The organism is Nocardioides sp. GCM10023255 (assembly GCF_042653125.1).
Lineage (GTDB): Bacteria > Actinomycetota > Actinomycetes > Propionibacteriales > Nocardioidaceae > Nocardioides.
Window position 1 is genome coordinate 423,874 of the sequence record NZ_JBHSHU010000005.1, and the last position, 13,105, is coordinate 436,978.

General features: G+C 72.3%; 7 protein-coding genes. 4 read left to right on the forward strand and 3 right to left on the reverse strand.

What is annotated here, in order from left to right; genetic code table 11:
- Position 1: 1 nt before the first annotated feature.
- A complete protein-coding gene (locus tag ACFO9I_RS11135; RefSeq protein ID WP_379180746.1) occupies positions 2-2,461 on the reverse strand; it encodes a SpoIIE family protein phosphatase in 2,460 nt (819 codons plus the stop codon).
- A 75-nt stretch (positions 2,462-2,536) separates the two neighbouring features.
- On the opposite strand from ACFO9I_RS11135, the gene ACFO9I_RS11140 reads away from it, so the two are divergent.
- Both ACFO9I_RS11140 and ACFO9I_RS11145 read left to right on the forward strand, forming a co-directional pair.
- Complete coding sequence (locus tag ACFO9I_RS11140; RefSeq protein WP_379180748.1) at positions 2,537-8,305, forward strand: HAMP domain-containing protein; 5,769 nt, start codon at positions 2,537-2,539, stop codon at positions 8,303-8,305.
- Positions 8,302-8,961 carry a response regulator gene (locus tag ACFO9I_RS11145; protein ID WP_379180750.1) on the forward strand — a complete coding sequence of 220 codons (660 nt, stop codon included), beginning with the start codon at positions 8,302-8,304 and terminating at the stop codon, positions 8,959-8,961. The genes ACFO9I_RS11140 and ACFO9I_RS11145 overlap by 4 nt, the downstream gene beginning before the upstream one ends.
- Here the strand turns inward: ACFO9I_RS11145 and ACFO9I_RS11150 are convergent.
- Complete coding sequence (locus tag ACFO9I_RS11150; RefSeq protein WP_379180752.1) at positions 8,958-9,812, reverse strand: carbohydrate kinase family protein; 855 nt, start codon at positions 9,810-9,812, stop codon at positions 8,958-8,960. The genes ACFO9I_RS11145 and ACFO9I_RS11150 overlap by 4 nt on opposite strands.
- 160 nt (positions 9,813-9,972) lie before the next feature.
- Here ACFO9I_RS11150 and ACFO9I_RS11155 point away from each other — a divergent pair, with 160 nt between their 5' ends.
- Positions 9,973-11,805 carry an AMP-dependent synthetase/ligase gene (locus tag ACFO9I_RS11155; protein ID WP_379180754.1) on the forward strand — a complete coding sequence of 611 codons (1,833 nt, stop codon included), beginning with the start codon at positions 9,973-9,975 and terminating at the stop codon, positions 11,803-11,805.
- A gap of 6 nt (positions 11,806-11,811) precedes the next feature.
- On the opposite strand, the gene ACFO9I_RS11160 is transcribed toward ACFO9I_RS11155, so the two are convergent.
- Positions 11,812-12,609, reverse strand: a complete 798-nt coding sequence (locus ACFO9I_RS11160) for a helix-turn-helix domain-containing protein (protein WP_379180756.1) — start codon at positions 12,607-12,609, stop codon at positions 11,812-11,814.
- Between the two features lie 127 nt (positions 12,610-12,736).
- On the opposite strand from ACFO9I_RS11160, the gene ACFO9I_RS11165 reads away from it, so the two are divergent.
- Positions 12,737-13,105: a nuclear transport factor 2 family protein gene (locus tag ACFO9I_RS11165; protein ID WP_379180758.1), complete on the forward strand. Its 369-nt coding sequence runs from the start codon at positions 12,737-12,739 to the stop codon at positions 13,103-13,105.

Here is a 13,105-nt window from a genome sequence, read left to right on the forward strand (position 1 = left end):
GTCAGCGATCCGGGTCGCCCGCCGGGACCTGCGGGCGGACCCGGATCGCCAGGACCGCCAGGTCGTCGTGCTGGGGCTCGTCGCTGAACTCGGCGACCAGCCGGCGCACCCGGTCGGCCACGGCCTGGGCCGGCAGGTGTGCCGCGGCGGCCAGCTCGTCGGGGAACCCGTCCTCACCGAGCATGCGTTCGCCGTCCCGCCTCTCGAGCACGCCGTCGGTGACGGTCACCAGCAGGTCCCCCCGGTGCAGGGTGTGGGTCTCGGCGACGTAGGCGACGTGGTCGACGACACCGAGCAGCGTCTGCGGGGCGCCGATCTCGCCGACGGAGCCGTCCCCGGAGACGAGGTACGGCGGGGGGTGGCCGGCGTTGACGAGCTCGAGCCGCACCTGCACACCCTCGGGGCGCAGGACCCCGCACACCAGCGTCATGAACCTGGACCGGGCCCCTTCCTCGAGGATCGCGGTGTTGAGGCGTTCGAGGGTCGCGGCCGGCGGCAGGCCCGCCCGCACCAAGGCCTGGATGGTGTGTCGCGCCAGCCCCGTCACGGCCGCGGCTTGAGCCCCCGTGCCGCAGACGTCGCCGACCACGAAGCACCACGACCCGTTCCCGGCGGGGAAGAGGTCGTAGAAGTCCCCGCCGGCAGCGGCGTCCTGGCCGGCGGCCTCGTAGACGACGCCGACGTCCAGGCCGGGGACCGTCGGCACCGACGGTGGCAGCAGGCTCTCCTGGAGCGCCCGACCGGCGGCCTGGAGGGCCCCGTGCGCGCGGGCGTTGTCGATGGCCAGCGCGGCCCGCCTGGCGACGGACTCCGCGACCAGCAGCAGCTCGCCGCGCAGCCGGTCCCCGCGGGAGCGTCCGACCGTCAGCAGACCGATGCGCTTCCCCCGCGCGACCAGGGGGATGGACGTGAGGGAGTAGCCGACGACCGTGGCCGTCCCGCCCGCGAGCTCGTCGCCAGGGGTCGCCTCGAGGGCACTGCGCAGCTCGTCGGCCTGCGTCTCGTCCTCGTGCCAGACCTGCTGCAGGACCAGCTTCCCGCGCTCGTCGGCGAGGTGGATGGCGCACCAGCGACCGACCCGGGGGACCACGACCTGCCCGGTGATGGCCATGGTCATGTCCTGGTCCAGCGATCCGGCAAGCAGGTCACCGGCCTCGGCGATGAAGCTGAGCCACCCCCGCCGCTCGCGCTCGGACGCCTGCAGCCGGCCGCGGTCGGCCGTGAGGGCGATGGAGTCGGCGAACTGCTGGAGCCGGGCCGACGCGACGTCGTCGAACCCGCGCGCCACCGCCGACGCCGCCCCCAGGGCACCGACGACCTTCCCCTCGACCGTGAGGGGGACGACCACCAGGGAGCGCAGCCCGGTCCCGGCCAGCAGCGCCACGTCGTGCTCGGCGAGGTCCGGCACGACGACCGGCAGCGCCGTGCTGTGGGTGTCGGGTGTGCCGGCCGCACCGCGGGGGAGCCGGGTGCCCAGCAGCTGCTCGGGGAGCCCGCTCACCGCCACCACCTCGAGCTCGTCGTCGAAGTCGTGCGCGAGGAGCACGTACGTCGCGTCCGCCCCGACGGGATCGCGCACCCGTTCGGCGGCCAGGCTGAGGTAGTCCTCGACGCCCAGCCGGACCAGGGCGTCGGGTCGTAGGCCGAACGACGCGGCTGTCGGGTGGCCGGCGCCGGCCGGGGCGGGCGACGAGGCGGGGTGCTCGAGAAGCGCGCGCTGCGCCTCGGCGACCATCAGGACGATGGTCCCCGTGCGGTCCGCCGCCGGGGCGTGCGACGCGAACACCGTCGCGCTGCTGCCGTCGCGGCAGGCCACGGCATAGCTGCCGCGCCAGACCCGATCGCCGTCGGGCGCGTCGAGGTCCTCCGGAGGGCTGCTGCCGTCGACACCGTCCAGCAGGTCGGCGTACCGACGCCCCACCACGTCGTCCGACCGCCAGCCGAGCAAGGCGGTCGCATCGTCGTTCCACGCAGTCACGACGCCGGAGCCGGAGAGCTCGACGACGGCGACGTGCGTGCGCTGTGCCGGCCCGGGCGCGGCGACCACGCCGTCACCGCCGACGGCGCCCGACTCGTGCCCGCAGACCACCCAGACCCGCTTGCCGGTGCGGGTGTACTCCACGCCCCACGCGGTCGACAGGCTCGTCGTGATCACGAGGCCACGGCCGTGCTCGGACGTGTCCGGCGGCCGGCCGGGGACGACCGGGAGCTGGTGGCCGGGGTGCTGGTCCTCCACGTCGATGCGGAGGTTGCGTCCCCGCAGGCCGAGGGTCAGCCGGGCGGTGGTGCCGGTATGGACCACCGCGTTGGTGACCAGCTCGCTCACGATGAGGGCGGCGGTGTCGGCGAGCTCGTCCTCCCCCCACTCCTCGAGCGTCCGTCTGGTGAAGCGGCGCGCGTCGGCGACGCAGGACGCGTCCGCGGCGAAGGACTGCTGCGCGCGCACCGGGAATGAGGTCATGGTCGCCTCGGGGGACGTTGGCGGAGTCCCCTCATGGTGACAGACTCAGGTCGACTGGCGACCGAGGAGATCCGGATGCCCACGAGCACGACCAAGAAGACGGATCGGCGCGAGACCCGCCCACGCCCCGACACCGACGGCGAGACGGACGCCGCCCAGCTCAGACGGCTCCTCGCCGCGCTGAACGCCATGCGTGACGGCAACTTCCGCAAGCGGCTCCCGGTCTCGGGGGAGGGACTCCTGACCGAGCTGGCGATCGCCTACAACGACATCGCCGACCGGCAGCAGCACATCCTCTCGGAGCTGACCCGGGTCCAGCGGGTCGCCGGGCGGGAGGGACGGCACAGCGAGCGCCTCCAGCCGGGGCTGGGCGAGGGCGGCTGGACCAGGTGCGTCGATGCCGCGAACAGCCTCGTCACCGACCTGGTGCGTCCCACCGGCGAGTTCGCCCGCGTCGTGGCCGCCATGTCCGACGGTGACCTGACCCAGCGGATGGACCTGCGCCTCGACGGGCAGTCCCTGCGCGGCGAGCCGCTGCGGGTCGCCCGCAGCGTGAACGGGCTGGTGGACCGGCTCTCGTCCATCGCCGACGAGATCACCCGGGTGACGCGCGAGGTCGGGACCGAGGGCAAGCTGGGCGGCCAGGCCCGCGTCCGCGACGCCGACGGCAGCTGGCGGGACCTGATCGACGCCGTGAACACGATGTCCTCGCGACTGACCGCGCAGGTGCGCGACATCGCCCTCGTGACGACCGCGGTGGCCGACGGCGACCTTTCGCACACGGTCACCGTCGAGGTATCCGGTGAGATGGCCCAGCTCAAGGACACCGTGGACCGGATGGTCGACCAGCTGTCGTCGTTCGCCTCCGAGGTCACCCGCGTGGCGCGGGAGGTGGGCACCGAGGGCCGGCTGGGCGGCCAGGCCGACGTGCGCGGCGTCTCGGGCACCTGGAAGGACCTCACCGACTCGGTGAACCTGATGGCGTCCAACCTCACCAGCCAGGTCCGCGGCATCTCCTCGGTGGCGCAGGCGGTCGCGCGCGGCGACCTGAGCCAGCAGATCACCGTGAGCGCCCGGGGCGAGGTCGCCGAGCTCGCCGAGACCCTGAACTCGATGACCGCGACGCTGCAGACCTTCGCCGACGAGGTGACCCGCGTGGCCCGCGAGGTCGGGACCGAGGGCATCCTCGGCGGGCAGGCCGACGTGCCCGGCGTGGCCGGTCGCTGGAAGGACCTCACCGAGTCGGTCAACTACATGGCCGACAACCTCACCGCGCAGGTGCGCGACATCGCGCAGGTGACCACGGCGGTGGCCCGCGGCGACCTCAGCCAGAAGATCACCGTGGACGTCAAGGGCGAGCTCGCCCAGCTGAAGAGCACCGTCAACGTGATGGTCGACCAGCTCTCCTCCTTCGCCGACCAGGTCACCCGGGTCGCCCGCGAGGTCGGCAGCGAGGGCATCCTCGGCGGCCAGGCAGACGTGCCGGGGGTCGCAGGCACGTGGAAGGACCTCACCGACTCGGTGAACTCCATGGCGTCCAACCTCACGAACCAGGTGCGCAACATCGCGCAGGTGACCACGGCGGTCGCGCGCGGCGACCTGAGCCAGAAGATCACCGTCGACGTCCGCGGCGAGCTGGCCGAGCTGAAGAACACCGTCAACACGATGGTCGACCAGCTCTCGTCGTTCGCCGACGAGGTCACCCGCGTCGCGCGCGAGGTGGGCGGGGAGGGCCGGCTGGGCGGGCAGGCCGCCGTGCCCGGTGTCTCCGGCACGTGGCGCGACCTGACCGACTCGGTGAACTTCATGGCGGGCACCCTCACCGCCCAGGTGCGCAACATCGCCGAGGTCACCACCGCGGTGGCCAGGGGCGACCTGACCCGCACCATCACGGTCGAGGCCCGCGGGGAGATCCTCGAGCTCAAGGACACCGTCAACACGATGGTCGACCAGCTCTCCTCCTTCGCCGACGAGGTCACCCGCGTCGCGCGCGAGGTCGGCACCGAGGGCCGGCTCGGCGGCCAGGCCGACGTGCACGACGTCTCCGGCACCTGGAAGGACCTCACCGAGAACGTCAACATGATGGCGGCCAACCTGACCTCGCAGGTCCGCAACATCGCCGAGGTCACCACCGCGGTCGCGCAGGGCGACCTGACCAGCAAGATCACCGTCGACGCGCGCGGGGAGATCCTCGAGCTCAAGAGCACCGTCAACACGATGGTCGACCAGCTCTCCTCCTTCGCCGACGAGGTCACCCGCGTGGCGCGCGAGGTCGGCACCGAGGGGATGCTCGGTGGCCAGGCACGGGTGCCGGGCGTGGCCGGCACCTGGCGCGACCTCACCGACTCGGTGAACTCCATGGCGTCCAACCTCACCAACCAGGTGCGCAACATCGCCACTGTGTCCACCGCGGTCGCCCGCGGCGACCTCAGCCAGAAGATCTCGATCGACGCCCGCGGCGAGGTGGCGGCGCTGGCCAGCACCATCAACGCGATGGTCGATACGCTGCGTGCCTTCGCCGACGAGGTCACCCGCGTGGCGCGCGAGGTCGGCACCGAGGGCATCCTGGGCGGGCAGGCGCAGGTACGCGGCGTGGCGGGCACCTGGAAGGACCTCACCGACAGCGTCAACTCGATGGCCGGCAACCTGACCAGCCAGGTGCGCAGCATCGCCCTCGTGACCACCGCCGTGGCCCACGGCGACCTGACCCAGAAGACGTACGTCGACGCCCGCGGCGAGATCCTCGAGCTGAAGACGACCGTCAACCGGATGGTCGACCAGCTCTCGTCGTTCGCCGACGAGGTGACCCGCGTGGCCCGCGAGGTCGGCACCGACGGGAAGCTCGGCGGCCAGGCAGAGGTCGCCGACGTCTCCGGCACGTGGCGCAAGCTGACCGAGAACGTCAACCAGCTCGCCGGCACGCTGACCACCCAGCTGCGTGCGATCGCGGAGGTCTCCACGGCCGTCACCCAGGGCGACCTGAGCCAGCAGATCACCGTCGAGGCGCAGGGCGAGGTCGCGGAGCTCAAGGACAACCTCAACCAGATGATCGACAACCTGCGCGAGACCACCCGGGCCAACCAGGAGCAGGACTGGCTCAAGACCAACCTGGCGAGGTTCACCGGGCACATGCAGGGCGGGCGGGACCTGCTCGACGTCACCCAGCTGATCGTCAGCGAGCTCACCCCGCTCGTGGGGGCGACCGCGGGGACGTTCTTCCTCGGCGAGAACGGCCAGGACGGCGGCCGGATGCTGCGCCGGATCGCGTCGTACGGGCACCGACCGGTCGCCGGGGTGCCCGACGCCTTCGCCTTCGGCGAGGGGCTGGTCGGCCAGGCCGCCGACGGCCGTGAGCGCATCCTCGTCACGGACGTGCCTCCGGACTACCTGAGGATCTCCTCGGGACTGGGGGAGGGGTCGCCCCTGACCATCGTGATCCTGCCCGTGGTGTTCGAGGAGCAGGTCCTCGGCGTCATGGAGCTGGCGTCGTTCCGGTCGTTCAGCGTGGTCCACCTGCAGTTCCTCGAGCAGCTGATGGAGATCATCGGCGTCTCGCTCAACGCCATCATCGCCAGCTCGCGCACCCAGGCGCTGCTGGTGGAGTCGCAGCGGCTCGCGGCCGAGCTGCAGAACAAGTCGGGCGAGCTGCAGACCCAGCAGCGCGAGCTGCAGCAGAGCAACGCCGAGCTCGAGGAGAAGGCGAGCCTGCTGGCCCAGCAGAACCGGGCCATCGAGATCAAGAACCTCGAGATCGAGGACGCACGCCGGGCGCTGGAGGACCGGGCCGAGCAGCTCGCCCTCTCGTCGCGCTACAAGTCGGAGTTCCTCGCGAACATGTCCCACGAGCTGCGCACCCCGCTCAACTCGCTGCTGATCCTCGCCAAGCTGCTCGCCGACAACCCCGACCAGAACCTCAACGGCCGCCAGGTCGAGTTCGCCCAGACCATCCACAGCGCCGGCACGGACCTGCTGCAGCTGATCAACGACATCCTCGACCTGTCCAAGGTGGAGGCGGGCAAGATGGACGTGCACCCCGCCACCGTCGCGGTCTCCGGGATCGTGGAGTACGTCGAGGCGACGTTCCGGCCGCTCACCGCGGAAAAGGACCTGCGCTTCTCGGTCTGGGTCTCCGAGGACGTGCCGCCGACGCTCGTCTCGGACCAGCACCGGTTGCAGCAGGTGCTGCGCAACCTGCTCTCGAACGCCGTGAAGTTCACGTCGTACGGAGAGGTCACGCTGGCCATCCGGCGCAGCGAGGAGAAGAACTTCACCACCCCCGCCCTGACCGTCGCCGACAGCGTGCTCGCGTTCGACGTCACCGACACCGGCATCGGCATCCCGCCCGAGCAGCTGCGCACGATCTTCGAGGCCTTCCAGCAGGCCGACGGCACCATCAGCCGCAAGTTCGGCGGCACCGGTCTGGGCCTGTCGATCAGCCGGGAGATCGCCCGCCTGATCGGCGGTGAGATCCACGTCGAGAGCGAGCCGGACCGGGGCAGCAAGTTCACGCTCTACCTGCCCGTCCAGTACGTCGGCGGACGCACGGCCGGGCCGACGGCGCCGGTCGGCGGGACCACGTCGGCGCCGGCCGCGCAGCCCGAGGTCGTGGACCGGCTCCAGGAGCACGTCGACGACGACGAGGGTGACGTGCTGCCGGGGGACCGCGTCCTGCTGGTCGCGCTGTCCGACGCCGACCTTTGCCGCGCGGCGGTCGAGGTGGGGCGCAGCCACGGCTTCAAGGTCCTCGCGACCGCCTACGCCGACCGCGCGCTCGCCATCGCGGAGCAGCGGCAGCCCGACGGCATGGTGATCGGCATGGACATGTCGTCCCACGACGGGACCTCGCTGCACCACCTGCTCAAGCGCCTCGACCGCACCCGCGACGTCCCGATGATCGCGGCCCACATGTCCGCGGCCGCGGAGACCACCCACCAGGCCTGGCAGGCGGGGTCGCTCGACGTGATCGAGGTGCCGTTCACCCGCTCCAAGGTCGACGCCGCTCTCGAGCACCTCGAGGGCTTCCTGGCCCGCACCAAGCGCCGGCTCCTGGTCGTCACCGGCGACGCCGGCAGCCCCGGAGCGGCGGTCGCGGAGCGCTTCGAGTCCTCGGGCGGGATCGAGGTCGAGATCGTCGGCTCGCCCGACGAGGCCGCGACGGCGTTCGGCGGAGCACCCTTCGACTGCGTGGTCGTGGACCTCGGGCTGCCCGGCGGCGGCGGGTTCGAGGTGCTGAGACGGGTGCGGTCGCGCAAGCAGCTGCTGCACACCCCCGTGGTCGTCACCGGTGCCCAGGACCTCTCGTCGCGCGACGAGGCCCGCCTCGAGAAGTACGCCGAGAGGCTCACCCTCGCGCGCCCGGAGACGGACGAGGACCTGGTCCGCAGCACCGCCCTGTTCCTGCACCGCTCCGACGTGACGAGCCTGACCGGGCCGGACCCGGCCGGCGAGGGCGACGCCGAGCGCGAGCAGGCGCTCGCGGGTCGCCGGATCCTCATCGTCGACGACGACGTGCGCAACGTGTTCGCCCTGACCAGCGCCCTCGAGCAGCACGGCATCGACGTGCTCTACGCGGGCAACGGCGAGGAGGGCCTCGGGATGCTCCGGCAGGAGCCCGACATCGACCTGGTGCTGATGGACGTGATGATGCCGGGGATGGACGGCTACACCGCCATGCGGGAGATCCGGAAGATGCCCACGTTCCGCGACCTGCCGGTGATCGCGCTGACCGCCAAGGCGATGCCGGGCGACCGCGACAACAGCCTGACCGCGGGTGCGTCGGATTACGTCACCAAGCCGGTGGACGTGGAGCAGCTGCTGTCGGTCATCCGGTCGTGGCTGTCATGAGCGCGTCCGGGCGCGCGAAGATCCTCATGGTCGACGACCGGCCCGAGAACCTGATGGCGCTGGAGGCGATCCTCGGGTCGCTGGACCTCGACCTGGTGCGCGCGAGCTCGGGGGACGAGGCGCTGCGTGCCCTGCTCCGGGACGAGTTCGCCCTCATCCTGCTGGACGCCCAGATGCCGGGCATGGACGGTTTCGAGACGGCCACCCGGATCAAGCGCCGGACCCGCACCAAGGACGTCCCGATCATCTTCCTGACCGCCGTCGACAAGGACCTCAGCAGCTCCTACCGCGGCTACGTGGCGGGCGGTGCCGACTACCTCTCGAAGCCGTTCGACCCCTGGATCCTGCGCGCGAAGGTCCAGGTGTTCGTGGACCTGTGGCAGGCCGGGCGCGTGCAGGCGGAGCAGGCCGCGATGCTCCGGGACCGAGTCGGGGTCGACCCGGCCAGGGATGCCGACGTACGGGACCGGTTGGGCCGTCTGCAGGAGGCGCTGCACGCCCTCGAGTCGGACCTGGCGGACACCTCGTCCGCCGGGTCGGCCTCGCTGGCCAGGGTGCGCCACGAGGTGGAGGCACTGCGCAGCACCCTCATCGGCGAGTCCGCCGACCTCCGCGGCACGAGGTCTCCGGCGGTGCCGAGCGGCTCGCCCGACTAGGCCCCGTCGAGGAGCGGGCTCAGGTGCACGGTCGTCAGCGCCCGTGCCGCCTGGGCCGCGCCGGCCGCGAGAGCGTCGCGGGTGCCGGCTCCGTCCAGGGTGGCGTGCAGGAAGCCGGCCATGAAGGCGTCGCCCGCACCGTTGGTGTCGACGACCTCGACCACCGGTACGGCGGCGACCCGGTGGACGACCTGGTCCCGGTCGACGGCGATCGCGCCCTCGGCGCCGAGCGTGCAGACGGCGACGTCGGCCCTCTGCTCGACCAGGCGCCGCAGGAGGACGAGGGGGTCGGGCAGCTTGTCGGCGTTCATGAACACGTAGGACGCGGCGTCCCGGAACGGCTGGTGGAAGTCCGACACGCCGTCGTAGTCGTGCAGGTCGGTCCACAGCGGGACGTCGCTGCCGCGGACCTCCTCCACCAGGTCCCGCGAGCGCGACGACAGGTCGAGGACGACGGCCCGCGCCCCCGGCAGCGCGTCCCGCAGGGCCGCCGGGGCCGGAGCGGGCACCGCGGCGGGTACGCCGAGGTAGAGCGAGACGCGTTCGCCACCCGGGCCCATCAGGTTCAGGTGCCGCTCGCTGGGTCCCTCGGCCACCTCGGCCGAGACGCTGACCCCGGCTGCGGCGAGCGACGCGAGGATCGTTTCGGCCACCGGGTCGGTGCCCACGACGGTGTGCAGGACCGTCGTACGCCCCAGGTCGGTGAGGTGCAGCGCCTTCCCTGCCGAGGTGCCGCCGAGAGTCAGCCGGTCGTCCCGGGCGAACTCCATGTGCGGGACGGGGCGGGGCAGCGCGTCGAGCCACACCACGTGGTTCCACGACGCGGGGCCGCACACGATGACGTCGGGCAAGGCTTCCTCCACGGTCTCCGGGCCGGCCGTCAGCCGGCGTCGCTGCCGAGAAGGGTAGACACACGACGGGACGGCCCCCGGGACCTAGTCCCCTAGGCGGGCCCGAGGTCCACGCCGAGGCTGGAGGCGCGGGGGTCGGACGCGAAGGGACGGACCAGCCGTGGGGCAGCAGACCCAGCAGCAGACCGGCACCAACTCACCGGCGGGGGCGGTCTCGGTGGCCCGGTTGTTCTACGACCGGGTCGCGGCGACACCCGACGCCGAGGCGTTCCGCTACCCCACGCCGCGTGGTTGGGAGTCGGTCACCTGGGCCCGGACGGGCGAGACGGTGCGGACCCTGGCCGCCGGACTGCTGGCGATGGGCATCGGGCGTGAGGAGCGGGTGGCGATCGCGAGCAGCACCCGCGTCGAGTGGTTGTACGCCGACCTCGCCATCACCTGTGCGGGGGCGGCCACCACGACCGTCTACCCGACGACGGGCGCCGAGGACGTCGGATTCATCCTGGCCGACAGCGGATCACGGATCGTCTTCGCCGAGGACGACAGCCAGGTCGAGAAGCTGCGCAACCAGCGTGACCGGCTGCCCGACCTGGTCCGGGTGGTCACCTTCGACGGCAAACCGGACGGCGACTGGGTGATGGGCCTCGACGACCTGCGGGCGCTGGGGGAGCGGCACCTGGCCGATCACCCGTCCGCGGTCGACGACGCGGTGGCGGCAGTCCGACCGGAGGACCTGGCGACGCTGATCTACACCTCCGGGACGACTGGCCGGCCGAAGGGCGTCGAGCTCCCGCACCGGTGCTGGACCTACATCGGTGCCGGCGCGGAGAGCCTCGACATCCTCTCGACCGACGACCTGCAGTACCTCTGGCTGCCGTTGTCGCACTCGTTCGGCAAGATGCTGCAGGCGGTGCAGCTGCAGATCGGGTTCCCCACGGCTGTGGACGGCCGGATCGAGGCGATCGTGGACAACCTCGCCGAGGTGCGGCCCACGTTCATGGCCGGACCCCCGCGGATCTTCGAGAAGGTCCACGGCAAGATCCTCCAGACGATGGAGGAGGAGGGCGGCGTCAAGGGCGCCCTCTTCACCTGGGCCTTCGGGGTCGGCGGCCGGGTCTCCCGGGCGCGGCTCGAGGGCCGGCGACCGGGGGCCGTCGTACGCGTGCAGCACGCGGTCGCGGACCGGCTGGTGCTCTCGAAGATCCGGGACCGGCTGGGCGGCCGGATCCGCTACCTGGTCTCCGGCAGCGCGGCGCTGTCCCCGGACGTGGCGGCGTGGTTCCACGCGGCCGGGATCCTCGTGCTCGAGGGCTACGGGCTGACCGAGAGCAGCGCCGGGGCGTGCATCGTCCGACCCGAGGACCCGGTGTTCGGCCGAGTCGGCCCGCCGATCGACGGCACGGAGGTGAGGACCGCCGACGACGGTGAGGTCCTGCTGCGAGGACCCGGCATCATGCGCGGCTACCACCACCTGGCCGAGGCCACGGCGGAGGTGCTCAGCCCCGACGGCTGGTTCGCCACCGGCGACATCGGCGAGATCGACGAGCGGGGGCGGCTGCGGATCACGGACCGGAAGAAGGACCTCTTCAAGACCTCCGGCGGCAAGTACATCGCGCCCCAGTCCATCGAGATGCTGGTCAAGGCCGTCTGCCCGCTGGTCAGCCAGGTGCTCGTGCACGGCGACGGCCGCAAGTACGCGACCGCGCTGATCAGCCTGGATCCCGAGGCGCTGGCCCAGTGGGGCCGTGCGCAGGGCCTGGCGGAGCTGGACTACGAGCAGCTCGCGACGCATCCCGCCGCGCGGGCGTACGTGCAGGGCTGCGTCGACGAGGTCAACAGCCGCCTGAACCGGTGGGAGACGATCAAGGACTTCCGGATCCTCGACCACGATCTGTCGGTCGAGGCCGGCGAGCTCACGCCGAGCATGAAGGTCAAGCGCAAGGTCGTGGAGGCGGCGTACCGGCCGCTGCTCGACGAGATGTACGCCGGCTGACCCTCTTCAGGCCCGCACCGCGGCGAGCCCCCGCAGGGCTTCCGCCGTGCTCGCGTCGGTGGGGTAGAACGTCTCGATCGCCAGCTCGGCGACGGTGACGTCGAGCGGCGTCCCGAAGACGGTGGTCGTGCTGAACAGCGACAGCTCGACGTCGCCGACGCGGCACCGCAACGGCACCACGAGAGCGTCGCGGTGCCCGCTCCCGTCCGTCGATCCCGGCAGTGCGCGCAGCTCGTCGAGCAGGACCGCCAGCGCGGCGTCCCCGGTGGACTGGGCCTGCCGCTCGAGCCGCCCGAGGAGGTGGGCCCGCCACTCCGCGAGGTTCGAGATCCGGGGCGCGAGGCCCTCGGGGTGCAGGCTCAGCCGCAGCACGTTCGCCGGAGGCTCGAGCAGGTGCCCGGCCACCCCGTCCAGGAGGAGGGCGGTGGCACGGTTGGCGGCCACCAGCTCCCAGTGCCGGTCGACCACGACCGCCGGGTAGGGGTCGTGCGCGTCGAGGATCCGGTTGATCGCGTCGCTGATCGCCGCCATCGGCGCGTCCGCCAGCTGGTGCTCGGGGTACGCCGGGGCGAACCCGCCCGCCAGGAGGAGCTCGTTGCGCTGGCGCAGGGGGACGTCGAGGGTCTCCGAGAGGTGCAGGATCATCTCGCGGGTCGGCCGCGAACGCCCGGTCTCGACGAAGCTGAGGTGCCGCGCGGACACCTGGGAGCTGAGCGCGAGGTCGAGCTGGGTGAGGCGCCGGCGCTGGCGCCAGCTGCGGAGCAGGTGACCGACCGGCGGCCGCTGCTGGTGGGCGATCGTCATGGCCCGATTCCACCGCACCCGGCGGCGCGCCGCGATGACCTCCGACGTAATCGACCAGCCGCCCGTCGGCCGGCCACGATCCCGGCATCACCGGCGCACCGGGCGCCGGGCCTACCGAGGGAGTGTCATGACCGACTTCACCCAGCTGGTCCGCGACTACATCGACGCGTGGAACGAGACCGACGAGACCGCCCGCACGGCGGCCGTGAGCAGCCTGTTCGCGCCGACGGGTCGCTACGTCGACCCGCTCGCCGACGTGCAGGGACCCGAGCAGATCGCCGCGACCATCGGCGCCGTCCAGGCGCAGTTCGCCGGGATGGTCTTCAGCCTGCACGACGACGTCGACGCCCACCACGGCCAGGCCCGGTTCCAGTGGGGGCTCGGGCCGGCCGGGGCGGAGCCGCTCGTCATCGGTTTCGACGTGCTGCTGACCGACGCGGACGGCCGGATCGAGGCGGTCCTCGGGTTCCTGGACCGGGTCCCGGCCCCGCTGTAG

Bases quoted from the DNA above. Each gene is read 5' to 3' on its own strand.
- ACFO9I_RS11135 (WP_379180746.1), bottom strand. From the start codon at position 2,461: ATGACCTCATTCCCGGTGCGCGCGCAGCAGTCCTTCGCCGCGGACGCG.
- ACFO9I_RS11140 (WP_379180748.1), top strand. From the start codon at position 2,537: ATGCCCACGAGCACGACCAAGAAGACGGATCGGCGCGAGACCCGCCCA.
- ACFO9I_RS11160 (WP_379180756.1), bottom strand. From the start codon at position 12,609: ATGACGATCGCCCACCAGCAGCGGCCGCCGGTCGGTCACCTGCTCCGC.
- ACFO9I_RS11165 (WP_379180758.1), top strand. From the start codon at position 12,737: ATGACCGACTTCACCCAGCTGGTCCGCGACTACATCGACGCGTGGAAC.
- ACFO9I_RS11145 (WP_379180750.1), top strand. From the start codon at position 8,302: ATGAGCGCGTCCGGGCGCGCGAAGATCCTCATGGTCGACGACCGGCCC.